The sequence below is a fragment of the Streptomyces sp. NPDC031111 genome, from assembly GCF_055570675.1.
This window is the reverse complement of record NZ_JBVIGS010000005.1, coordinates 33801-56865: the sequence shown is the minus strand read 5'-3', so window position 1 is coordinate 56865 and position 23065 is coordinate 33801. Positions and strand designations below refer to the sequence as shown.

The following is a 23065-nucleotide window of genomic DNA, read 5'->3' as shown; positions in this document are numbered from 1 at the left end:
GCCCCGCCGACACCCCGGCCGTGCGTCTCTGGACCTGGGCGCAGTCGCCGGGGGCGGCCGTGGCGCTGGTCCCGATCGACGAAACGCTGTCGGCCACGACCTCTCTGGACCGGCTACGGCCCGAAGAACTGGGAGCGGCCGCCGCCATGGCCTCATGGTGAGCCCGGGGGCACCTGGCCGGCCGAGCTCTGCCGCGGCACCTCCTCGTAGGCCCGCTCGGAGAGGAGGGCGCCCGGTCGCCACTCGTCCCGGAGCCCACGGCCGGCCCCGGTTTCCGGCATCTCCCCGCACCGGGGTCAGCGTTTCGCACAGCGGCCCGTACGCGGCTGCCGCGATCGGTAGGGGTCTGGACGTCGGTGTCGACCTCCAGACTCCCCGGGTACCGCTGCTGACTGTCCCGGACGGCGGCACAGCCGGCGAAGACGACGCCCGACCGTGCCGCGTGAGCCTTCGCGGAGGTGTGGACCCTACAGGAGTCGTGCGTGACGGCACACGGCACCGGGCTGTCCGGGGCGCCTTGCGGGGTGCCCGCCGAACCGGACCAGCCCACCGCGCCTGGGGATGCCTGCGCCGGCAGCGCCTGGCTTTGCCGGCTGCGGCAAGCACCCGGCACCCTGCGGCCCTGGCCCTCGCCTTCGGACCACCGCTCGATGACACCCGAGCGGAGCGGAAAGCGGGCGGCCCACCGGCGGATGCCGGCTCCGCCGCCAGTTCACCGGCCGACATCCGTCCAGTCGCGACCTGTCGCAACGCGGCGGCCCGGGAGCAACGGACGAAGAGGCACCTGGAAGGGACACGCGGACGCAGCCCGAGGACCGGGGTGCCTACTTCGTGCCGCGTGACGGCGAGACCGCCGCACCGGTACGTCCGCCGAGCGACGGGCTGTGGGAGGAGGCGGGATGCCGGCCGCGCGTGCTGTCCGGGAGCGGGTACCCGCGCGGTGCCCGAGGATGGGTACTGCATGAGCAGCCATGAAAGAGGCGGGCGATGAAGGAGCCCCGAAGCGGCATATCCGCCCATGGCGTCGCGCTGCCCGGCGAGGGGACCAGGGATGTGACTGAGAGCAGCGTGTCGCTGATGCGGCTGATGCAGGCCAGTCATACGGCCACGCTCGAACAGCTCCCGGGGATGATCGCCGAGCATGCCGCCGTGGGGGGCATGCACGACGTGGCGGTCTTCGTGGTCGACATCCGGGAGACGGTGTTGCGCCGGCTCACCGGTCAGGGCCCGGATGCCGGGGACGGCGGGCAGGAGTTCACCGTTTCGGGCAGTCTGCCCGGCCAGGCATATCAGCGCGTGGAACTGCTCCCCGAATCCGAACGGGACGGGGCGGGTGAGCGTCCGGGCGGGCGGCGGTGGTGGGTGGCCGTCACCGACGGGGTGGAGCGTCTGGGCGTACTGCGGGCCGATACCGACACCGACGACGAACCCGTCCGGCAAGCTCTGCGCGACCTGGCGTCGATGACGGCCCTGCTGTTGCTGAGCAAGCGGTCCTTCAGCGACTCCTACGCGCGTCTGGCGCGCACCGAGCCGATGAACGTGGCCGCGGAGATGCAGTGGAACCTCACTCCGCCGCCTGCCTACGCCGGCCACGACGCCACCGTGGGCGCGGTGGTGGAGCCCGCCTACCAGATCGGCGGGGACGCCTTCGACTACGCGGTCGCCGGCAGCATCCTCCACCTGAGCGTCTTCGACGCCATGGGCCACGACACCACCGCCGGCATCACCGCCAACGTCGCCGTGGCCGCCTGCCGCAACGCCCGCCGGCAGGGCGCCTCGCTGGCAGAGACCAGCCGGCAGGTGGAACAGACCCTGATCGAGCAGTTCAGCACCAGCCGCTACATCACCGGCATCCTCGCCCACCTGGACATGGAGACGGGCCGACTGACGTGGATCAACCGCGGCCATCACCTGCCGATCCTGATCCGCGGCAACCGCTGGGCCACCGAACTGGCCTGCCCCCCGGCCGGCCCCATGGGCGCCGACCTCGGCCTGCCGGTCACCATGGCCACCGACCAGCTCGAACCCGGGGACCGTCTGCTGCTCTACACCGACGGCATCGTCGAAGCCCGCGACAGGTACGGAACGGAGTTCGGCCGGGACCGGTTCGTCGACTTCATCCTGCGTCACCACTCCGGCCGGCACACCCTGCACGAGACCCTGCGCCGGCTGATGGCCGCCGTCCTGGAACACCACGACGGCAGGCTCGACGACGACGCCACCGTTCTGCTCACCGAGTGGCGCGGCGGCCATCAGGAGGAGCTGACGCCGTGAACCGCGGTCCATGTGGAAAGAAGCGGCTATGAGCACAGACCAGCCCGCCCCCGACGATCAGCGGGACGCCCTACAGGTGTACGTCCGCTCCCTGGGTGCCGGCCGACACCTCGTCACGGTCGAAGGCGCCCTGGATCTGCGTACTGCCTCGCGACTCGCCGACGTCTTGCAGCCACTGCTGCTCACCAGCGGCCAGAGAGTGCTGGTGGACCTGTCCGGTGTCGCCTTTCTGGATTCCACCGGGCTCACCTGCCTGATCGCGGCCTACCGCACAGCCAGAAACACCGGCGCTCGGCTGGCGCTGATCGCACCCGGCGAACGCGTACGCCGCATGCTGGCGCTGACCGGCACGGACCAGGTACTGCCCAGCTATGCCACCGTGGACTCCGTCCCCGACTGACCGCCCGCCCGCGGTGTCGGGGTACTGATGACCGCAGTCGGCGCTGTCGCGTCTGGGGAGTACGTCGCCGTCGTACAGGGGGGGACCGGTACCCGGTGGAGGTCATCTCCCATCGCGTGTGGCTGTACCACCGCTTTCCGCTGAGCTTCCGCGAGGTGGAGGGACTGATTGCTCCAACGCGGTGTCATCGTCTCCTACGAGACCGTGCGCCGTTGACGCGCCAAGTTCGGCCAGCCTTCGCGAACGGACTGCGCCGCCATCGGCCCCGGGCGGTGCCCAGGGTGATCGTCACGGACGAGCTCCGCTCTTACAAGCCGCACACCGCAAGGTCATGCCCTCAGCGGAGCACCCCTCCCAGTATCGGGCCCAACGGCATGGCCGCGGGCACGGCGACGTGGATTGCGGTGCGGGCTGGCCGGCGGTCGGCACCATCGGGTGCTGAGCCCCGGCCCGCCCTCTGTCCGTCCTCGGTGGGTCAGATGCCGCAGGTGGGAGCCGACCAGTACGGCGACGGGTCGAAGGCCACGTGGGTGTGGTCGTTGTGGCCGGGGTAGCCCGGGCCGAGGATCTCCGAGAAGCCGTGCGTCCTGGCCTGCTGGGCGAGACGGCACAGGGACGGCGAGCCGACGAGGTCGGCCGCGTCGCCGTAGAGGTGGCGACTGGTGGAGGAGCCGCCGACCGCGTTGTTGCACGCGCGGGAGCGGAAGCCGCTGGAGATGGTGATCGGGACGTCGCCGAGGGCGTGCCGCATCGCCTCCAGCTTCCACATGGTCTTGAGCGCGTTCGACTTGGCGGTGGCCGCGGAGACCGCGCCGCCGGACCAGTCGGAGTTGCACTTGTTGAGTTCGGCATAGCTGAAGTGGACGGGCGTGCAGTCGGCGTCCTGGAGAGCGTAGATCTTGCTGAAGGTCGCGGGTCCGGCGACCCCGTCCGCGCTCAGTCCGTACGCTGCCTGGAACTTCTTGACGGCGGCGGCGGTCCGCGCGCCGTACTGACCGTCGTAGGAGAGCCGCTCGCCGGAGGTCACCCAGCCGGCGACCCGTATCTGGAGCTGGGTCACGTCGCTGCCGGAGGATCCCTGGGAGAGGGTGCGGTTCCAGGTGTAGCAGGAGTCGGCGTGCGCGGTTCCGGTGGTGGCTCCCGCCCCGGCCACCATGAAAGCCATGAGCATGACAAATGAGAGGAGTGAGCGTGACACGCGTCTGAGCATCCCGGCCTCCCGACCGTTGAGTTGACAACAACCGGAGCCCAGCGTGCGGCAACGAGCTACGCGCGTCAATGGCGCATCGAGGAAGCGAAGCCGACGTTTCGGTGTCCGGCGGGGATCATGCGTGCCACGGTGAGGAACGATCAACTCCCTTTCCCTCGCACCGCGCCTCTCGGCTCCCCGGCGAGCAGCCGTGACCGCGTACGGGAACCGGCTCCTACGGCACGACAACCACCACCCCTTCGTGTGCCGCGCCTGCGGTTCCATCCGCGACGTGGAGTGCGCGGTGGGCGCGACACCCTGCATGGAGCCGCGGCGCCGGTTTCCTGACGGGACCCGCCCTCCTGGCCCCACGGCGTGCGGGGAGGCCCGTGAGTCGCCGTCCGGCCGTGCCGGAGAACCGTACGAGCGGCTGATCACCGGGCACGAGTACCTGTGCTGTCGCAGATCGGTGCCCGCATCGTCCAGATAAGATCCCTTTTGTGATCAGCTCAGGAAGACTCCGGCGTGGCCATCGTTCGAACGATGGCGGGCGGGATGCCGTGCTGCTGCTGTCACCGGTGATCGTCACCGTCCTCATCGCCGGCCTGGCGGCCTCCACTCCGAGGGAGATCGCCTTCAGCCGCCTGCTGCCCGCGGCACCCGCCCTCGCCGCCGCGCTGTGGCCCGTGCTCCCGACGGTCCTGCTGGGGACGTTCTGTCTGCTGGTCATGATCGGCCTCAGCTTCATCTACTCCGATCTGGGGACGCCGTACACGGCTGCCGCGATCGCCGCCGTCACCTTCGCTGCCGCGTACGCGAGCCATCTGCGGCTCCAGCGGGAGGAGACGCTCTTCCAGGTCCGGCTCGTCGCCGACGCGGCGCAGAAGGTGCTGCTGCGGCCGCTGCCGCGCCGGGTCCAGGACGTCGAGATCGAGTCGCTGTATCTGGCGGCCCAGGAACAGGCACGGATCGGTGGCGACTTCTACGAGGCCGCCGACACGCCTTACGGTGTCCGGCTGCTCATCGGCGACGTGCGCGGCAAGGGCCTGTCGGCGGTGGGGGTCGCCTCCGCGGTGATCAACTGCTTCCGGGAGAACGCGTACGACCAGCCCGACCTCAGGGCGATCATCAGCCGACTCCAGATCACCATGTCCCGCTACAGCGCCGCGGTCCCCGCCGACGATCAGACGGAGCACTTCGCCACCGCCCTGATCGCCGAGATCCCGCACGGTGGCGGGCACGTCAGAATCCTCAACTGCGGGCACCCGCCACCGGTGTTCCTGCGCGCCGGGGAGATCCACGTGCTCGAGCCCACCCTCGCCTCGACCCCCCTGAACCTCTCCGCGCTCCTGGGGGACCACTACCACGTGGACACCACCGCCTTCGTCCCGGGCGACCAGATGCTGCTCTACACCGACGGCGTGACGGAGACCCGCGACCGGACCGGCGAGTTCTTCCCGCTGGAAGCCTGGGCGCGGCGGCACAACCAGGCGCCGCCCCGTGAGCTGCTGGACCGGCTGCACGCGGACCTGCTCCACTACGCGGGCGGACGGCTCGACGACGACATCGCGGCCCTCGCCGTGCGCCACCGGCACACCGGGACTCCGGAGCAGTAGCCCGAGCCTCGGGGAGACGCGCCGGCGAAGCTGGTAGCGGCCGAATCACCTGCGAAACCCGCACGCGGCCCGCCTCTTCGACGCGAAGAAGGCCGGCGTCGGCGATGGGAAGCCCGACCAGGGACCAGGGCTGCCGCAATGACGCGACCGTGATCGACGAGCGGGGACCGACGTATCCCTGCCAACCGTGCAGCATCTCGTCGGACCACCCTGAAGTCTGCGGGATTTTCGCTGTAGCGCTCGGCCGGCGAGTCGCGTGGAAGGATGTCGCCCGTGACCGGATTGCCTTCCTCGCCCCTTGCCGAGGGCGCGCCTGGAAACCACGGCCTGGGTCCGCGTGGTGCCGCCGTGCTCGTGTTCGGGTCCTCGGCCGCGGTCCTGGTGGTCGAGATCGTCGCCCTGCGGCTGCTGGCTCCTTACCTCGGCCTCACCCTCGAGACCAGCACCATGGTGATCGGCATCGCCCTCACAGCGATCGCACTGGGCTCATGGCTGGGCGGGCGCATAGCCGATCAGGTCGATCCGCGCCGGCTCCTGGGCCCCTCGCTGGGAGTGTCGGGAGCGGTCGTGGCGCTCACCCCCGCCGTACTGCGCAGCACGGCGGAGTGGGCGCCCGCGGTGCTCTTGTTGATCGCGGCGCTGACCATCCTCGTGCCGGGCGCTCTGCTGTCCGCGGTGACGCCCATGGTGACCAAACTGCGCCTCACCAGGCTTGCCGAAACCGGAACGGTCGTCGGCCGGCTGTCCGGCGTGGGAACCGTCGGTGCCATCTTCGGTACGGTCCTGACCGGTTTCGTCCTCCTGTCCCGGTTACCGGTCAGTGGCATCCTGATCGGCCTGGGAACACTGCTGGTGGCCGGCTCGGCGCTGCTCGAATGGCGGATGCGCGGATGGAGCGGCACCCCCGCCCTGACGCTGGTGGTCGTTGCCGGAGGCCTCGCCACCATGGCCGCGCCGGGCGGCTGCGACATCGAAACCAGGTACCACTGTGCACGGGTCGTCGCCGACCCCGACCGGGACAGCGGCCGCATCCTCGTCCTGGACGGTGTGCGACATTCCTACGTCGACATCGACGATCCGACGTTCCTCAAGTTCACGTACGTGCGTGCCATCGCGTCGGTGGTCGACGCCGCCTTTCCCGAAAGGGAGCCGCTCGCTGCCCACCACCTGGGCGGAGGCGGGCTCACCCTGCCCCGTTACCTCGCGGCCACACGCCCCGGAACGCGCAGTCTTGTGTCAGAGATCGACAGTGGGGTCGTACGCATCGATCGCGACCGACTCGGTCTGAGGCCGGAGCACGGTATCGACGTACGCGCTGAGGACGGCCGCCTGGGCCTGCGTCGACTCGACACCGAGAGCCGCGACCTCGTCGTCGGCGACGCCTTCGGCGGCGTCAGCGTCCCGTGGCATCTCACCACGGTGGAAGCGATGACCGATGTGCGGAGGGTGCTCGACGATGACGGCCTGTACGTCGCCAACCTCATCGATCACGGCGATCTGGCCTTCGCACGTGCCGAAGCGGCCACGCTGAGCGAGACGTTCGAGCACGTCGCCCTTCTCGGTGAACCCGGTGACATCGGCCTCGACCCGAGCGCCACCCCCGAGGGCGGCAACCTGGTGATGGTCGCCTCCGACCGAACGATCGACCTGCGCGCGGTGCAGGAGGCACTGGACGCCCGGAAGACCGGCTGGAGAATCTCCACAGGCGACGACCTCACGTCCTGGATCGGCGACGCCCCACTGCTCACCGACGATTACGCGCCCGTCGACCAGCTCCTCCAGCCCTACAGCCGGAGCAGCCGGTGATGAGAGACACGGCATCCCTGGACCACCGTCGGATCCGGTACCGGAGACCCGGGACCTGAGGTGGCGACCCTCACCTCCACGGGGTCCGGGTGCGCAGCCGGTCGATCTCAGCGAACGGGATGGCGCCGCCATGGCCGCTGAGCGCCCCGAACACCGGCTCATTGCGGTGATCGCCCCGGCGAAACGCGTCGGCCGCTGGACGGCGGGAGGATCACAGGGATCCCGGAGACGCACCGCGCCGTCCTCGCCGCTCGACGGGAGCACTTCGCGTTTCCCGAGAGCGGTCAGGACGAGATCCTTGCTGTCCGCGACCGGGTCGGCCGACGCGGCGGCGCCGCGTACGGGGTCCCCGTTCTCCGGGCGGTCGAGGACATCCTGTTCAGGTCGGGCAACCGCTGGGCACAAGTGACATGCGTGGCAGCTCCGTTGGGGCTTAGGGTCGTATTCCTCGAGGCCGTCGGAAGGGGAGGCGCGTGGAACCCGTGGCAGTGGACCTTCTCATGGCCGTGGCGAGCGGGACCGCCGGGGCCGCTGGACAGAACCTGTGGGAACGGCTGCGCGCCCTCGCGCAGCGGTCCCCCGCCCGGCAGCCGGACGCCGCACCGGGCGACGGCGAGCCGGCGGTGGGAGAGTTGGTCGTGGCCCTGGACGAGGACGCCTCCGACGAACAGCGCGCCGCCCGGCTGGCCGAGGGCCTCGCCCTGCGCGCCCGCCAGGACCCGGCGTTCGCCGAGGCCCTCGCACTGTGGCGGCGGGAGGCGGAGCAACTGTCCGCCGCGTCGACCGGCAAAGACGCCCAGCATCAGGAGATTTCGGGAGGCTCCCAGCACAACGTCGTCTTCACCCGCGACGTCCACGGTTCGATCAACCTGGGCTGACCGGGGGAGAGACGGCGAGAAGGGGACGGGCGTGGCGGGCGGCGGGGGAAGCCGGGCGGCCGGCGGCGACGGCTTGCACCAGGAAATCTCGGGAGGAACCCAGCAGAACGTCGTCTTCGCACAGGTCATCGAGAACGTCTCCCTTCACGGGGATCACGATCTTCGCGCGGTGCACGGTGCCGGCGGCCCCGGCCGCGGCCTCGGTACGGCGGTCCTGCCGTCCGCCGTCGTTCTGCTCGGGGTGTTCCTGCTCCTGGCCCGCCCCGAGCTCCCACTGCCCGCGGGGCTCGACCCGGGGCCGGTGACCGGCGGTTGGTCGCTCCTCGTGGGCGCCGTCGGATATGCCGTGTGGTCCCGGGTGCGCAGGGAACGGGCCCGCCGGCGCCTGGCCGTCTGGCGCACCAAGCGCAACCTCGCCCGCGCCGCCGAGGCGCTCGCGGAGGGCCTGGCCGTCCGCTACGACGAGGACGAACGCCTGACGAGGATCAACGACCCCTACCCGCTGGACGTGACCTGGACGACCCCGGAGACAGAGCCGGAAGGCGCGGCAGGAAAGGAACGGGAGGGGGCCGACGCAGAGCGACAACCACCGTCGGCACGCCCCGCCCCGCCCGACATCGCCGACTACTACACCGCCACCCCCGCCCGCCGCCTGGTCGTCCTCGGCGGTGCCGGTGCCGGGAAGTCCGTGCTCCTCCTGCGCCTGGCCCACGCCTTGCTGCACCGCCGTGCCAAGGGATCCGTCGATCCGGTGCCGGCGGTCGTGTCCCTGGCCTCCTGGGACCCGGACCAAGGGCTGTTGCGCTGGATGGCGGACCAGCTCGCCGACGCGCACCCGCAGGCGTGCACCCCGGTGCCCGAAGCGCCCGCGGCGGACGTCGCCTTCCACCTCCTCCTCACCGGCCGGGTCCTGCCCGTACTCGACGGCTTCGACGAACTCCCCGAGGACCGGCGGGCCGCCGCCCTCCACCAGATCAGCCAGACCATGCGCGGCCGCCGCCCCTTCGTGCTGGCCAGCCGTGAACCCGAGTACCGCGAACACGCGCCCGACGAGGCGGCCTTCGAGCGCACCGAGATCCGCCTGAGCCCGCTCGGCGACGCGACCGTACGGGCGTACCTCAGCCCTGGTCGGGCCCACACCCGCTGGACACCGGTCCTGGACCGGCTCGCCGACCACTCCTTGGCCGCACCGCCCGAAGTGCGGAGGCTGCGCGAGGTGCTGAGCGTTCCGTTGATGGTGGGTCTGGCCCGGGTCGCGTACGCCCACACCACCGCCGACCCGACGAAGCTGCTGGCGCCGGACGCGTTCGCGTCCCGCGCCGACATCGAGCGCCACCTGTACGACGCGTTCCTGGACGCCGTCTACAGCTCCTCGCACGACATGCAGGCGGCGCACGGCGGCTGGTCGCCCCGGCAGGCGCGCACCTGGATCGGATTCCTCGCCGCCCGGATGAAGGCGGCGAACGAACAGGACCTCGCCTGGTGGCGCCTGGACGAGACCCTGCCCCGGTTCGTCGCCGTGCTCGTCCTGATGCCGGCGCTCCTCGTCGGCTCGCTGTCGGTCGCGGCCCTCGACTTCGGCCTGCCGCAGTGGCGGCAGTGGCTGCCGCTGCCGTCTCTGCCCGGCGCGTACGCGATGCTCTGCGGGCTGGCTCTCGCCGCGGAGGCGGCCGCTCGGACCGCCGGGCGGCAGGAGCCGCCGCGCAGGCTGCACCTGCCCGGCCGCGAAGACGTCCGGGACGCGTTCGCCGAGTGGCCGGACCGGGCGCGGGCGGTGCTGGCCGTCGTCGCGAGCGCCGCCGCGGGGACGGCCGCCATACGCTGGGGCGGCTGGTGGTTCTTCCCCCTGGTCTGCGTCCTAGGCGTGGTGGTGTGGTGGTACGGGCGCCGGGTCCTGGGGAGTGTGTGGCGCAGCGCCGATCCGGCCCTGGCCGACACCCCGGCCGCCCTGCTGCGGGCGGACCGGCGAAGCGTGCTCACCCTTGGCTGGTTCGCCTCGCTCCGCCCGGACAACGTGGTGACACCGCTGCGGTACGTCCTCCTCCTGCCGCCCGTGATGCTGTTCGCCTGGCAAGTCATGGGAGGCGGCAGGGACGTCGTCACCGTTCGCGACTGGGCGCTGATGGCCGTGGCGATGCCGGTGTTCTGGCTGCTGTTCTCCTTCGGCTTCTCCGCGTGGGGCGGCTTCACCATGGCCCGCCTGTACTTCTGGGCCACCGGCCGGCTTCCCTGGCACCTCCTGCCGTTCCTGGAGGACGCGCACGCCCGCGGGGTGCTGCGGCAGGCCGGCGGTGTCTACCGGTTCCGGCACATCGAGCTGCGGGACCGTCTCGCCCGCGGCGTGCCGGCCGAGGTGCTCGCGCGGCCCCGGGCCGCCCCCGGGCGGGTTCGCCGGGCCGTGGCCGCGGTGCTCGTCCTCGCGGCCTCGGGCGGGCAACTCGTGGTGGGCTTCGGTGCGGTGTTCGCCGAGCGCCTGCCGGGGCCGGTCCGCTCGCTGCCCGCCGCCTGCGCGCTCCTCGACCCGGCGGACCTGGCCCGGCTGATGAAGGATCCCGCCCAGGTGGGCGCCGCCGACGGCACGTCGTGCTCGGCGGGCGAGCAGGCGCCGTTCAGCCGCAACGTGTCCATCGGCATCAGCCGGATCCTGCTCGCCGGCGACGGCGTCGCCGTCAGCGGACCCGAGACGGCCCAGACCCGCTACGTGGAGCTACGCGGCCGGATGACGAACACCGCGGAGACGGACGCGTCGGCCGGCGGCTTCCACCGGGATCTCAGCGGCCTGGGCCACGAGGCGTACCTGGCCGTCCGGTCCGGTCCGGTCGATCCGACGGGCCGCCTCGAGGGGCCGAGGGCGACGGCCAGCGTCGGCGTACGGACCGGCAACGCCCTGATCCAGCTCGACTACACCGAGGAATTCGCCTCCTTCGACCGCGCCGCCGAGATCGCCCAGATCCTGGCCCGGCAGGCGCTCCGCCGGGCGGACCTCGCCGGGAACCGGCCCCGCGAAAGGGACCCGGAGCCCTACTTCCGGGGCACCACCACGCCGGCCGTCGACCGGCCGCTCACCTCCGTCACCCCGCAGCCCGCCCTCCCCGCCAAGGACCACCGCTTCGTGTTCTACAACCGGCGGGCGGCGGGCTCGGTGTACGGCGCGACATGGCAGGGCGACGAGCGTTCCTACCTCTGGCATCTGTACCTCGCCCCCTTCGTCTTCCGCGCCCCCAAACACATGGACTGCCGCTCCGACGGCGGATATGCCGTCGACGCCCCGCGCACGTACACGTGCACGGCGGTGCCCGACCGCGTCAAGGCGGGCTTGCTCCCCGAGCTGCGCCTGGAGATCCGCAGCCTGCGGTGCGGGGAGAACTGCACCGACGAGCGGACGGCCGAATTCTTGCGTACCGCCCCTGACCACGCCGCCACCACCTGGACGGAGCACAACGAACGGACTTACTACGCGACCGACTTCGCCGGCGACAGCCGCTACCGCATGGCCATGAAACGGTTCTGGGCTTGGCAGGACAAGAGCGAAGGCACCCAGCAGGCCTTCCTGCTGTGGGTACGCGTCGAGGTCCCGTCCGAGCACCGCGCCCTGGCCCAGAAGATCGTCAACGACATGTACGCGCAGACGGGCGCCGCCGAGATCATGCAGTTCGACTGATCCCGTCCCGGCCCGTCCCACCTCCTGAGCCCGCCGGCCGCGCACGATCGGACGCACCGGCCCTCTCCGAGGGCAGTGCCCGCACGGGCGGGAGACTGTGAGGGCTGACCCCGCCGGTCCCGGAGGCCCGCAGCGCTCCCGAGACCCGGCCAGGAGCCAGGAGCCGCGATGACGGGGGACCACGCTGCTTCGGGCCGCTCCACCAGCTCGCCGTCGTGGCGCGCCAACCCGCAGCCGCGGCTTGAACGGACCGGCCGAACCGCGTTCGCGGCGTCGTCCGGGTGACGGCCGAAAGCGTTACGGCCGCCCCCGGCCGATCGCCCGCCTCGCCAGTTCGTGGCGGTAGGCGACGGGCCCGATATGCTGCGGTGCCAGTGACTGTGTGTACGGTCGGCCGACAGGGCCCGGGCCGTGGGGGAGCCAGGCGGGCAGACCGGTACCGCGGGGTGCGCCGGTGCGAGCGAACGCGGCCCAGTATCCGGTCATCGTGGCCCACGAAGGCGTAGCACTCCTCCTGCCAGGCCCTGAGGCCGGAGCGGCCGGACCCGACGTAGCCGAACAGCACGACGCGGAAGTGTTCCGCCAGGACGGGCGCACGAGACGCCACAGGTTGTGACCGCAGCCGAAGCCGTGAGCGAGGCCGACGGTCGGACCGTCGTCCGTCCTGACGACGCGGACGTTGTTCCTCTGGCGCCCAGCCATCCCGCGTCGGCGATCGGACTTGCCTATCCGCCATCGACCTGGCACCGGAGATCGGTGCCGCCACGTGGCGGGTGGGGCAGCTACAGCATGTGGGCTTCGTGAACACCACAGCCTGGTCGACGCCGGTAGGCCGCCGAGAAGCCGGCCGGACCGTTCGTACCTTGATGCTGCGGGGCAGGCACGTTGGTGGGAACCGTGTTTGTCTTGGTGGACGTACTGAACTTCATCCCGGCAGCACCATCGACTTCGGCCGCTCTGACACACGTCTGCCACGAATCCAGGGATCGCCGAACACCGGATGGCTCCGGCCCGGCTGGATCCATTCCTACGCCTGATGGGGTAACAGATGCAGACCTTCCTGCCCTATCCGGACTTCAGGGAATCGGCGCTGGTTTTGGACCGTCGTCGACTCGGCAAGCAGCGGGTCGAGGCGCTGCAGGTCCTCCGCGGGCTGATCGTGCCCGGTTACGGGTGGCGCCGGCACCCGGCGGTGCGGATGTGGGCCGGCTACGAGGAAGCACTGGTCCGGTATGGCCTGGAGGTGTGCAAGGTGTGGCGTGAAGCGGGGCATCAGGACACTTGTGCGGCTTCGCTGGTCAGCGGCCTTGCCGCAACCCGGCCTGGTGCACCGATACGTGCCCAGCCGCAGCTGGCAAGCGCCGGAGAGCTGCCTTGCTGGCTCGGTGATGACGCCTTCCACCGCAGCCACCGCTCGGCGCTGGTACGCAAGGACCCGGCCACTTACGGCCCGCTGTTCCCCGGGGTGCCGGACGATCTGCCGTATGTCTGGCCAGCGTCGGACCGGCCAGGCGACGCGCCCGGCGCATGAGTGCGCTCGGCCAAGGACACGTATGGCGCTGCGTCGGCCCTTGCCCGAATCGCTGGCCGCACCCGACCGTCGGGGCGGTGGACAGGCAGGCGACCGGCGGGGTCGGCGCCACGGCGTGAGCTCGGTCGACGGCGCCGAGGGCCGGCCTGCCGGGGCTTTGCGGGCGACGAGAAGTTGCTGCAACCGCCGACGTCAGCCGGATGCCGGAGTAGGTCGTGTGAGCGGGCCGGCAATGTGGCACTGATGCTTCATGCGCATCGTCACCGGGGCGACCGGGAGCGTCATGTCCACCGTTGTACGACCTCTGCGTGCCGAGGGCACGCACGACCGGGCCGGCCGGACTCCGCGGCCGAACGTCCCGGTGGCGGCCCGATGATGCCCGTGGTGTCCAGCACGGGTCCGGCGCGGCCAGGACCGTCGCCCGTGCTCGCACTGTTCGCCGCCGCCCATGGCGGGCCGGCTCTGGCGGTCACCGCTGTCGGGGGCCTGCTGGCGCTCCGCGGCGACTTGCGTCCGCTCGATGCCCTTGCCGTCACCGGGGCGCTGTTCACCGGACAGCTCACGATCGGCTGGGGCAACGACCTGCTCGACCGCCGTCGCGACCTCGCCGTCGGCCGCACCGACAAGCCGCTTGTCACCGGAGCCCTCCCGGTAGGGCTGGTGGTGCGAGCCATGGCCTGGACCGCGCTCGCCTGCCTGGCTCTGTCCGTGCCGGCCGGCTGGCGCAGTGCCCTTGGTGTCTTCCTCGTCACCGGCGCGGGGCACGTCTACAACCTGGGGCTCAAGGCGACCCGGTGGTCGTGGGCCCCGTACGCCTGCGCCTCCGGAACGTTGCCCTCGGTCGTCGCCCTCGCCGAGCCCACCCCGCACTGGGCGCCGTTCTGGATGACCGGTGCGGGCGCCACGCTCGGTGTCGGAGCGCACCTGCTCAACACGCTGCCCGACCTCGCGGACGACGAACGTACCGGTGTTCGTGGCCTCCCGCACCGGATCGGCGAGCGCCTCTCACGCGTCCTGGCCGCCGTGCTGCTGTCCGTGGCCTCGCTGCTCGCTGTGTTCGGCCCCGCAGGCAGGCCCCCTGCGTGGGCGTGGGCGGTACTTGCCCTCGTGGTCGTCCTCGCGGCGTTCACGCTGGTCGCTCAAGGCCGGTTCCCCTTCCGGGCCGCGGTGTTCATCGCCCTGCTAGACGTCGTGCTGCTCGTGGCGGTCGGCTGATGGTGCCGACGCCCACCCATTGGGACCTCGCCGTGATCGGCGCCGGGCCGGCCGGCGCCGCCACGGCCCTCGGCGCGCTGCGGGCCGAGCCGGGACTGCGCGTGGCCCTTTTGGACCGGGCGGACTTCCCTCGGGACAAAGCATGCGGCGACGGGGTGGCTCCGCACGTCCTCGATCTGCTGAGCGGGGTGGGCGTGACAGGTCTCGTCGACGACCGGGCGCCGGTCCACCGGCTCCGTCTCGGCCGCGGTGGCCTGGTAGCCGAGCGGCGGATGGCCCGCCCGGCCTGGGTGGTACCGCGCCGCGTCCTCGACACCCGTTTGGTCGACGCGGCGGTCGCCGCAGGCGCCCGGCTTCTCCGGCACAGGGTCCGTGACGTGCGGCAGCACGGTGATGCGGTGGTCCTGGACGGCGAGATCTCCGCCGCGGTCGTCGTCGGCGCCGACGGCGCCCACTCGGTCGTCCGACGCGCGCTCGGACTTGCCGGCGGACCAGTGGCCCTGGCGGTGCGCGGCTACGCCCCGATCCCAGCCGAGCGGCGCGGCGCGCTGGTCATCGAGTTCGCCGACCGTCACCAGCTGGCATACGCATGGTCCTTTGACCTCGATGACGGCCGCGCGAACGTCGGGTACGGCGAAATCCTTCATGAGAACCGTCCCGCACCGAGCCGGGTCCAGTTGCTCGAGCGTATCGAGACTCTCCTGCCCGGCGCGACGGCGGGCGGGGAGCACTGGGTGGGCCACCACCTGCCGCTGTCGACGGCACGCTGGCGCCCGCCCACCGGCCGTCTGCTGCTCGCGGGCGACGCCGCCGGCCTGGTGAACCCGCTGACCGGCGAGGGCATCTACTACGCCGTCGCCTCCGGCATCGAGGCCGGTCGCGCGGCAGCCGCGGCACGGCGCGTCGGCCGGCCCGAGGCGGCGGGGGACCGGTACGCCCGCGCCACCCGCCGCATCCTGCTGCCCCACCTGCGTCACACCGCTGTCGCAGCCCGGCTCACGCGCAGCGCACGCGTCCTGGAGGCCGGGCTGCGCGCGTCGGCCGCCGACCAGCGCGTCTTCGACGACCTCGTGGAGCTCGGCCTGGCCCGAGGCGGGCTCACCCCCGCCATGGCGCTCGGCCTGGGCCGGGCGCTGGTCGCGCCGTTCCGCCCCACCGGCCGACTCCCGGAGCCACCATGACCATGCGTGTCCTCAGTGTCCGCGGCGCCCTGCCCGAGCACCGCCACCGGCAGGAAGAGATCACCCGGTCCTTCACCACCACGCTGACCGAGGGCAGGGTCAACAGCGGCGTCGTCGAGCGCTTCCACCGCAATGTGCGTGTCGCGACCCGGCACACCGTGCTGCCGCTGGCGGAGTACGCCCGGCTCGAGGACTTCGGTCAGTCGAACGACGTGTTCATCCGGGCGGGCGTAGAGCTCGGTGGTCGCGCGGTCGTCGACGCGCTCAAGGCTGTCGGGCTCACCCCGGCCGACGTCGACTACATCGTGTCCTGCACGGTGACGGGCCTGGCCGTCCCCTCGATCGAGGCCCGCGTGGCCGCGGAGATCGGGCTCCGCCCCGATGTGGTGCGGCTGCCCCTCGTCGGCCTTGGCTGTGTCGCCGGAGCGGCCGGCGTCGCCCGCCTGCACGACCTGCTGCGCGGTCGACCGGACGGTGTCGCGGTGCTGATGTCGGTGGAGTTGTGCTCACTCACCCTCCAGCGCGATGACACCTCGGTCGCCAACCTTGTGGCCAGCGGCCTCTTCGGAGACGGTGCCGCGGCGGTGGTGGCCGTCGGATGCGAGCACCCGCTCGCGCGGTCCGACGAGCCCACCCGTCCCGAGGTGCTCGCCTCCCGCAGCCGTCTCTACCCCGACTCGGAACGCATGATGGGCTGGGACGTCGGCGCCCGCGGCTTCAAGATCGTGCTCGACGCCTCAGTCCCCGACCTGGTGCGCAGGTACGCCGGCGAGGACGTCCGCGGCTTCCTCGCCGAACACGGACTGACCGGCGACGACATCGGCTGGTACGTCGCCCACCCCGGCGGCCCGAAGGTCCTGGAGGCGCTGCAGGACGCCCTCGGGGTCGAGCGGCACGCCCTGAGCGTCACCTGGGACTCGTTGCGCCGCATCGGCAACCTGTCCTCCTCGTCGGTGCTGCACGTCCTGGCGGACACGCTCGCCGACCGTCCGCCGACGCCCGGCTCCTACGGGCTCCTGCTCGCCATGGGCCCGGGCTTCTGCTCCGAACTCGTGCTTCTGCGCGCTCCGCGAGGTGGGCGGTGACCAGCGAGGTCCTGTTCACCGCCCTGGTTGTGGCCATCGGCCTCGAGCGGGTCGCCGAGTTGGCCCTGTCCCGGCGCAACGCCGCCTGGAGCCTTACGCGTGGCGGCGTGGAGTACGGGCGGGGCCACTACCCCCCTATGGTGATGCTGCACACGGGACTGCTCGTGGGCGCGCTCGCAGAGGTGTGGATGCGACGGCCGGACGTCGTAGCGGTCCTCGCGTGGGCCATGCTCACCCTGGTCGCGGCATCGCAGGGGTTGCGCTGGTGGTGCATCGCCACCTTGGGCCGGCGGTGGAACACACGCGTGATCGTTGTGCCCGGCGCCCCACGCGTCATCAGCGGCCCCTACCAATGGATTTCCCACCCGAACTACGTCGCTGTCGTCGTCGAGGGGCTCGCGCTCCCGCTGGTGCACGCCGCCTGGGGCACAGCCCTGGTCTTCACCGCACTGAATGGGTTTCTGCTCGCCACCCGCATTCGCACCGAAGCTGCCGCCTTGACGCGGCTGGCCTGAGGAGGCGCGCGTGGACCTGCTCGTCGTCGGCGGAGGACCCGCGGGCATGGCCACGGCCCTGCACGCGGTCAGGGCGGGGCTCGACGTCACCGTCTGGGAACAGCGCGCAGGCACGGTCGACAAGGCATGCGGCGAGGGACTGATGCCGGGCGCCGTCGCAGCCCTGGCGGCGCTCGGCGTGCACCCGCCGGGGCACGCCCTGAGAGGCATCCGCTACGTCGCCGGGCCGCGCCGGGTCGACGCCGATTTCCGCGCGGGGCCGGGGCGCGGGGTACGCCGAACGACGCTGCACGCGGCGCTGCGTGAGGCGGTGCTCGCCTCGGGGGTGCGGATCGAGCAGCGCACGGCGCGCCGCATCGAGCAGGGGGAGGACGGCGTGGCGGCCGACGGCGTTCGCGCCCGTCACCTCGTCGCGGCCGACGGCCTGCACTCGCCGATCCGCCGTGCCCTGGGCCTCGATCGGCCGCGTCCGGGCCACCTCCGGCGGCACGGGCTGCGGCGCCATTACGCCCTCGCCGCCTGGGGCCACCACGTTGAGGTGCACTGGGCCCGCGACGCGGAGGCATACGTGACCCCCGTCTCGGACGATCTCGTGGGCGTCGTCCTGCTCACCGCTGCCCGCGGATCGTACGACGACCACCTTGCCGACTTTCCTGAGCTGAGAGAGCGGCTGGCCGGGGCCAGGCCGGCCGGATCGGTACGCGGGGCCGGCCCGCTCCGCCAGGTCGCGGCCGCGCGTACCGCCGGCCGGGTGCTGCTCGTCGGCGATGCGGCCGGCTACGTCGACGCGCTGACCGGCGAGGGCATCGCGCTGGCGCTCGCGCAGGCGCCGGCGGCTGTGCGAGCAGTGACCAGCGGGGACCTCGGGGCCTACGAGCGGGAGTGGCGACGGCTCACCCGACGCTACCGCTGGTTGACCCACGCGCTGCTCTCCTCGACCAGGATTCCCTTGGCTCGCGCAGCGCTGGTGCCCATGGCACAGAAGTTGCCGTGGCTCTTCTCCGCCACAGTCGACGTGCTGGCACGCCCGGCCGGGGAAGCCCGATCACGCGGGACGGCCGCGTCTGGTCCCGGACCGTACGGCTGCGAAGACTGAACCCTCGCGCCCTGCTGGATGATCAGCAGACCCACCACGCAACCCCAGGAGAAGGCGGAGCCTGCTCCGATGCAGGCAGAGCGGCAGCGTTCCGATGCTGCCTGTTCGGGGCGTTGGAGCGGTGATTCCCAACGGCGGGCGGAAGATGGGTTGTTCGGCGGCGCCATCCTGTGTTCCCAGTGATGTTCATTCAAAGGGCCGGGCTGACCGAAATCGAATCCGCATCACCTCCAGCTCGACCTCGACCGGTCACCATCAGGAGAAACCTGGTCGCTCAGGGTTTCCTCGGCGCGAGGCACGTGTCCGTCACCGTGTGCCCGGTGCCGCACACGGGACGTGGTCACGGGGCTTTTCCTCGGAGTGCAACCGGTGGCCCGCCAGGCCACCGGCGACCGGCTGGGTCGGCAACTGTGACGGCGGCCCACTGAACGCGATGACTTTTCGAGCGGCACAGGCCGTCCTGGGCGGGGGCCGTCCGGTGGTCAGCCGGAGGGCTCCCAGGGGGTCGGTGCTTCCGGCTGCTCCTGTGGAGGGGACACGACGGGGCACGCGTCGTCCGACTGCGTCATCGCCCATCCGTCCCCGAACACATGGAGGCTGCTGGGCACGGCGGAACGGCGCGCGGTGTCGCCGTCGGCTTCCGCGTCGGCGCGAGGGACGGAGGTGGGGAGCGGCGAAGCCGCGTGGTTCACCGTGCACGTCAGCTGGAGCATGGCCCGACGGCTCAGCGGAGCCGTCTCACCGGGGAGTTTGACGAAGAGGATGCCGCCGTCGTTCGCCACCCGCGGCGCGTCCGTCAGGCGGGGCAGCTCCGTGGTGGCCATCGCGGCCTCGTTCGCGGCCGGCCCCTCGAACAGCAGGCGTACGACGGCCTCGAAGTCCCCGGCGTCGTCGATCCGGCGGGGATAGGGCGTCAACTCCCCGTCGCGCAGGAAGAAGAGGGAGATGGTGGCGGGCGTCGAGGGTGGTGTCGCACTGGGGGAGAACATGCCGCTCGCCGGCGCACCGGTCTCGATGACACCGGACGGGGGGATCCCGCACGCCGTGAGCGCGACCGCGGCCACGGCCGTGAGCCCGGACAGCAGCGCTGCCGTCCGCGAGCCCCTCACCGGGTGCCCCCGTCGGCCTCGGTGTCGGTGTCGTCGCGGTGCAGCGGGAGTTCGACCGTGAACACCGCGCCGCCCCGGGGCAGGTTCGCCGCCCGGATGCGCCCCCCGTGCAGGCGCACGTTCTCCGCCGTGATGGCCAGACCCAGCCCGCTGCTCTCGCTCCTGGCCCGTGAAGTGCTCGCCTTGTAGAACCGCTCGAAGATGTGCGGCATGGCCTCCTCGGCGATTCCCGGTCCGTTGTCGGTCACCTCGATGACGGCCCACGCCATGCCCGCCCCGTCCACCCGTACATCCATGGTCAGCCGCACGGGCGGCTCTCCGTGCCGCAGCGCGTTGCCGATTAGATTGGCCGTCACCACGTCGAGTCTGCGCGGATCGACGCGCGCGCGGAGCTCACCCGGTCCGGGCAGCCGGGTCTCCACCTGCTCCTGCCGCCACCGGGAGGCGACGGTACGCCGTACGGACTCGGCCAGGTCGATCTCGTCGCGGTTGAGTTCGGCCGCCCCCGCGTCGAAACGGGAGATCTCCATCAGGTCGTTCACCAATCCGCTCAGCCGGTTCGTTCCCTCGCTGATGAGCCGCAGCGCCTCACCGGTCTCCCCTTCTCCCTCCAGGTCCAGCACGTCGGTGACCGCCGACATCGCCGCCAACGGCGTGCGCAGCTCGTGGGAGACGTCCGCCACGAAGCGGCGCCCCTGGGCCTCCAGGCGGCGCAGCTCCCGTACGGTCCGCTCCAGTTCGGCCGCCGTCTCGTTGAAGGACTGGGAGAGATCGGCCAGTTCGTCGGAGCCGGTGACGTCCAGCCGTACGTCGAGATGCCCCGCGGCCATCCGGCGCGTCGCCCGGCGCAGCGCCCGTACGGGACGCAGTACGCCGCTCGCGGCGAGCAGCGCCAGGACGACGGCGAGGCACAGGGCCACCAGGGTGGCCCGCTCGATGCCGCTGACCATGGCCTCGACGTACCCCTCTTCGGTGGTCTGCGGGACCTCCAGGTACATCACCAGCCCGGAGAGCCTGGGCTCCGTGCCCTCGCCCGAGGTGTACGTGACGGGCATGCCGACGACGAGACGAGGCCGCCCGTCGACGTTCATCCGCTGGAACACCGCGACACGTCGGTCCCGGACGGACCGGAGCATTTCGGGGCTCAGCTCGACGAAACCGGCGCTCGGCGCGTAGGCGCGGTGGCCACCGTACGTGGCCATGATCCGCCAGCCCGACGAACGGTTCGCGTACAGCACCTGGTCCACCGCGGACTGGAGGTCCGCCTGGTTCGGGGCAATGGGGATGGAGGGCGCGACGGCGTCGACGCTCCTACGGAACTGGTTGATGACGGAGTCCTGGCTCTGCTGGAGCACCCCCGTGCGCGCCTCGCGGAAGGCGAGGGCCCCGGTGCCCAGGGAGCTGGCCATGGCCACCAGGACGAAGGACGTCAGCAGGCGGGGGCGCAGACCGCGCAGGGGGAGCGGGACGCGTGCCAGGGCCGCCCGGAGGAACCGCCGGGGGCCGGCACCCGGTGCGGCGGCGGGGGGCTCTTCAGCCGTCGGGACCTCGGGTGCGGTTCTCCGCTCCCCGGCGGTCTTCCGCGTCCGTACGGTCCTCCGCGTCCGCGCGGACGTCCGGTCGCTCATGAGGTGCCGAAGCGGTAACCGAATCCGCGTACGGTCTGCACGTAACGGGGATTCCTGCCCTCGCCGAGCTTGTTGCGCAGTCGCTTCACACAGGCGTCCACGAGCCGTATGTCGCCGTGGTAGCTGTGTTCCCAGACCGCTTCCAGCAGCTGCTGGCGGCTGAACACCTGGCCGGGGGAGGCCGACAGGGTCAGCAGCAGCCGCAGTTCGGACGGGGCGAGGGTGACGGGTTCGCCGCGGTGCGTCACCACGAGCCCGGCGCGGTCGAGGACCAGCTCGCCGTGCGTCTCCGCCCGGGGACGGGTGCCGTCCGGCAGCGACGCGTCCTGTCTGCGCAGTACGGCCCGTATCCGCGCGTCGAGCACCCGGGCTTGCACGGGCTTCACCACGTAGTCGTCCGCACCGGTCTCCAGTCCCACGACCACGTCGACGTCGTCTCCCCGGGCCGTCACGATGATGATCGGCACCTGGTCGCGGTCCCTGATCCGGCGGCACACGTCCAGGCCGGACATGCCGGGCAGCATGAGATCGAGTACGACGACGTCCGGCCGGAAGGGGAGGAGCCGATCCAGCCCTTCCTCTCCCGTTTCCACGGCGAGGACCTCATGCCCCTGATGCCGCAGACCCAGTTGGAGGGCCCTGCGGACATCTAGGTCGTCTTCGACGATCAGGACCCGTGGCATTTCGGCAGTGTAAGCAGACCGGACGAGATGACCGTCCCGAGGAAGGCCCTCTCCGACCGCCGTTACACAACGATCACACAAGCCGGGGAACGCGGGCGTCGTTATCTTTCCGTGACAGCGCCGGCTCATGAAGATCATCTGGGATCATCAGATTGAGCTGCCATGTATTCCGCACGAGAGCGGCAATCCGCACCCGCCACCGGCAGCTCCGCCACCGGCAGCACCGCGGCCGGTCACCGGGCCGGTCGCCGACGCCGGTCCGCCCATCGCCGGGGACGGCCGCGCCGCCGGGGCCGAAGCCTGCTGATCGGCCTGCTGGTGGCCGGCAGCCTGCTGGGTTCGGCGGCGTACCTCCAGGGAGGCGGGCGGAGCGACGCGTCGAGCGGTGCGCCGCACCCGCGGAGCACGCAGGTCACCCCCACTCCCACACCGTCGCCCTCCGCCTCCCCTTCCTACTCTCCCTCTCCCTCCGCGAGCCGGACCGAGATCGACGTCCCCCCGACGGGCAGCGGTACGTTCGTCACCGCGCAGGCCAGTGGGGAGACGGTAGGCAGCGGTTCCCGCCCGGTGCGCTACGTCGTGGAGGTCGAGACCGGCCTCGACATCTTGCCGTCCCAGGCGGCGAACGAGATCGCCGGGATACTCGCCGCCCCGCGGGGCTGGACCCACGACCCGGACAACGCGTTCCAGCTGGTGGGCGCGGGATCGCCGCACGACATCACGATAAAGATCGCGACACCGGCGACGGCGGACGCCCTGTGCTGGGCGGGCATCCAGCAGGACACCGGAGGCGAGTACAACTGCGAGGTTCCCGGAGGGGTGGTGGTGAACCTCAAGCGCTGGGTCAAGGGCTCGCCCAACTTCGACGGGCCGATCCATGACTACCGGGCGCTGATCATCAACCACGAGGTAGGGCACTTCCTCGGTCACTCGCACGTGACCTGCGGGGGCGCCGGGCGACTGGCCCCCGTGATGATGCAGCAGATCAAGGGCCTGCACGGCTGCGTCGCCAACGCCTGGCCCTACGACGAGAACGGTGACTTCGTCACCGGGCCGCCCGTATGACCGGCGCCGGTCCCGAGGCCGGCCGTGACGGCGGACGGCCGTTACGGCTCGGTCATGTACCGGCCCCAGGGCCATGAACTGCCGACACCACTGTGAACTCCGCGTTCTCCTGCGCCCGCACCCGCCTCCCGGT

The 23065-nt window shown here is 71.7% G+C and carries 18 protein-coding genes and 1 pseudogene; 15 read left to right on the top strand and 4 right to left on the bottom strand.

Annotation, left to right across the window (positions count from 1 at the left end):
- Window positions 1-20: 20 nt before the first annotated feature.
- The 4 genes and pseudogenes from ACZ470_RS13075 to ACZ470_RS13060 all read left to right on the top strand — a co-directional run.
- Window positions 21-161 (top strand): hypothetical protein, encoded by a 141-nt coding sequence (locus ACZ470_RS13075; protein WP_468427214.1) that lies wholly within the window; start codon window positions 21-23, stop codon window positions 159-161.
- A gap of 892 nt (window positions 162-1053) precedes the next feature.
- Window positions 1054-2274 carry a PP2C family protein-serine/threonine phosphatase gene (locus ACZ470_RS13070; RefSeq protein ID WP_468426949.1) on the top strand — a complete coding sequence of 407 codons (1221 nt, stop codon included), beginning with the start codon at window positions 1054-1056 and terminating at the stop codon, window positions 2272-2274.
- Window positions 2275-2302: 28 nt separating this feature from the next.
- Window positions 2303-2674, top strand: coding sequence for an STAS domain-containing protein (locus tag ACZ470_RS13065; RefSeq protein ID WP_468426948.1), 372 nt, complete (start codon window positions 2303-2305; stop codon window positions 2672-2674).
- A 95-nt stretch (window positions 2675-2769) separates the two neighbouring features.
- Window positions 2770-2884 (top strand): annotated as a pseudogene (locus tag ACZ470_RS13060) (IS6 family transposase); the annotation flags it as partial.
- A gap of 265 nt (window positions 2885-3149) precedes the next feature.
- Here the strand turns inward: ACZ470_RS13060 and ACZ470_RS13055 are convergent.
- Window positions 3150-3884 carry a D-Ala-D-Ala carboxypeptidase family metallohydrolase gene (locus ACZ470_RS13055; protein ID WP_468426947.1) on the bottom strand — a complete coding sequence of 245 codons (735 nt, stop codon included), beginning with the start codon at window positions 3882-3884 and terminating at the stop codon, window positions 3150-3152.
- 542 nt (window positions 3885-4426) lie between these two features.
- Here ACZ470_RS13055 and ACZ470_RS13050 point away from each other — a divergent pair.
- The 10 genes from ACZ470_RS13050 (at window position 4427) to ACZ470_RS13005 (ending at window position 18447) form a co-directional block, all read left to right on the top strand.
- On the top strand, window positions 4427-5479 hold the full coding sequence (locus ACZ470_RS13050; RefSeq protein WP_468427199.1) for a PP2C family protein-serine/threonine phosphatase: 1053 nt from the start codon (window positions 4427-4429) through the stop codon (window positions 5477-5479).
- Window positions 5480-5752: 273 nt separating this feature from the next.
- Window positions 5753-7285, top strand: coding sequence for a fused MFS/spermidine synthase (locus ACZ470_RS13045; protein WP_468426946.1), 1533 nt, complete (start codon window positions 5753-5755; stop codon window positions 7283-7285).
- Between the two features lie 473 nt (window positions 7286-7758).
- Entirely contained in the window at window positions 7759-8163 is a 405-nt protein-coding gene (locus ACZ470_RS13040; RefSeq protein WP_468426945.1) for a hypothetical protein, read from the top strand.
- Between the two features lie 31 nt (window positions 8164-8194).
- The gene (locus ACZ470_RS13035) at window positions 8195-11824 is read left to right on the top strand and encodes an NACHT domain-containing protein (RefSeq protein WP_468426944.1); all 3630 of its coding nucleotides are present in this window, start codon (window positions 8195-8197) and stop codon (window positions 11822-11824) included.
- 1048 nt (window positions 11825-12872) lie between these two features.
- The gene (locus ACZ470_RS13030) at window positions 12873-13355 is read left to right on the top strand and encodes an MSMEG_6728 family protein (RefSeq protein WP_468426943.1); all 483 of its coding nucleotides are present in this window, start codon (window positions 12873-12875) and stop codon (window positions 13353-13355) included.
- Between the two features lie 423 nt (window positions 13356-13778).
- Window positions 13779-14570 carry a UbiA family prenyltransferase gene (locus tag ACZ470_RS13025; protein WP_468426942.1) on the top strand — a complete coding sequence of 264 codons (792 nt, stop codon included), beginning with the start codon at window positions 13779-13781 and terminating at the stop codon, window positions 14568-14570.
- Entirely contained in the window at window positions 14570-15751 is a 1182-nt protein-coding gene (locus tag ACZ470_RS13020; protein WP_468426941.1) for an NAD(P)/FAD-dependent oxidoreductase, read from the top strand. Before ACZ470_RS13025 ends, ACZ470_RS13020 begins: the two co-directional genes overlap by 1 nt.
- Window positions 15748-16836 carry a type III polyketide synthase gene (locus ACZ470_RS13015; RefSeq protein WP_468426940.1) on the top strand — a complete coding sequence of 363 codons (1089 nt, stop codon included), beginning with the start codon at window positions 15748-15750 and terminating at the stop codon, window positions 16834-16836. Before ACZ470_RS13020 ends, ACZ470_RS13015 begins: the two co-directional genes overlap by 4 nt.
- On the top strand, window positions 16833-17351 hold the full coding sequence (locus ACZ470_RS13010) for an isoprenylcysteine carboxyl methyltransferase family protein (RefSeq protein ID WP_468426939.1): 519 nt from the start codon (window positions 16833-16835) through the stop codon (window positions 17349-17351). Before ACZ470_RS13015 ends, ACZ470_RS13010 begins: the two co-directional genes overlap by 4 nt.
- A gap of 10 nt (window positions 17352-17361) precedes the next feature.
- Window positions 17362-18447, top strand: coding sequence for an NAD(P)/FAD-dependent oxidoreductase (locus tag ACZ470_RS13005; protein ID WP_468426938.1), 1086 nt, complete (start codon window positions 17362-17364; stop codon window positions 18445-18447).
- A 482-nt stretch (window positions 18448-18929) separates the two neighbouring features.
- Here the strand turns inward: ACZ470_RS13005 and ACZ470_RS13000 are convergent, their stop codons facing one another.
- The 3 genes from ACZ470_RS13000 to ACZ470_RS12990 are packed head-to-tail and all read right to left on the bottom strand — an operon-like array spanning window position 18930 to window position 21867.
- Window positions 18930-19556 (bottom strand): hypothetical protein, encoded by a 627-nt coding sequence (locus ACZ470_RS13000; RefSeq protein ID WP_468426937.1) that lies wholly within the window; start codon window positions 19554-19556, stop codon window positions 18930-18932.
- A complete protein-coding gene (locus ACZ470_RS12995) occupies window positions 19553-21184 on the bottom strand; it encodes an ATP-binding protein (protein ID WP_468426936.1) in 1632 nt (543 codons plus the stop codon). Before ACZ470_RS12995 ends, ACZ470_RS13000 begins: the two co-directional genes overlap by 4 nt.
- Window positions 21181-21867, bottom strand: coding sequence for a response regulator (locus tag ACZ470_RS12990; RefSeq protein ID WP_468426935.1), 687 nt, complete (start codon window positions 21865-21867; stop codon window positions 21181-21183). The genes ACZ470_RS12995 and ACZ470_RS12990 overlap by 4 nt, the downstream gene beginning before the upstream one ends.
- A 162-nt stretch (window positions 21868-22029) precedes the next feature.
- Here ACZ470_RS12990 and ACZ470_RS12985 point away from each other — a divergent pair, with 162 nt between their 5' ends.
- Entirely contained in the window at window positions 22030-22932 is a 903-nt protein-coding gene (locus tag ACZ470_RS12985) for a DUF3152 domain-containing protein (protein WP_468426934.1), read from the top strand.
- Window positions 22933-23065 lie beyond the last annotated feature (133 nt).

What these genes read in the sequence shown, in the direction of transcription:
- ACZ470_RS13065 (WP_468426948.1), top strand. Translation starts at nt 2,303, where the DNA reads ATGAGCACAGACCAGCCCGCCCCCGACGATCAGCGGGACGCCCTACAG.
- ACZ470_RS13055 (WP_468426947.1), bottom strand. Translation starts at nt 3,884, where the DNA reads ATGCTCAGACGCGTGTCACGCTCACTCCTCTCATTTGTCATGCTCATG.
- ACZ470_RS13030 (WP_468426943.1), top strand. Translation starts at nt 12,873, where the DNA reads ATGCAGACCTTCCTGCCCTATCCGGACTTCAGGGAATCGGCGCTGGTT.
- ACZ470_RS13020 (WP_468426941.1), top strand. Translation starts at nt 14,570, where the DNA reads ATGGTGCCGACGCCCACCCATTGGGACCTCGCCGTGATCGGCGCCGGG.
- ACZ470_RS13015 (WP_468426940.1), top strand. Translation starts at nt 15,748, where the DNA reads ATGACCATGCGTGTCCTCAGTGTCCGCGGCGCCCTGCCCGAGCACCGC.
- ACZ470_RS12995 (WP_468426936.1), bottom strand. Translation starts at nt 21,184, where the DNA reads ATGAGCGACCGGACGTCCGCGCGGACGCGGAGGACCGTACGGACGCGG.
- ACZ470_RS12990 (WP_468426935.1), bottom strand. Translation starts at nt 21,867, where the DNA reads ATGCCACGGGTCCTGATCGTCGAAGACGACCTAGATGTCCGCAGGGCC.
- ACZ470_RS12985 (WP_468426934.1), top strand. Translation starts at nt 22,030, where the DNA reads ATGTATTCCGCACGAGAGCGGCAATCCGCACCCGCCACCGGCAGCTCC.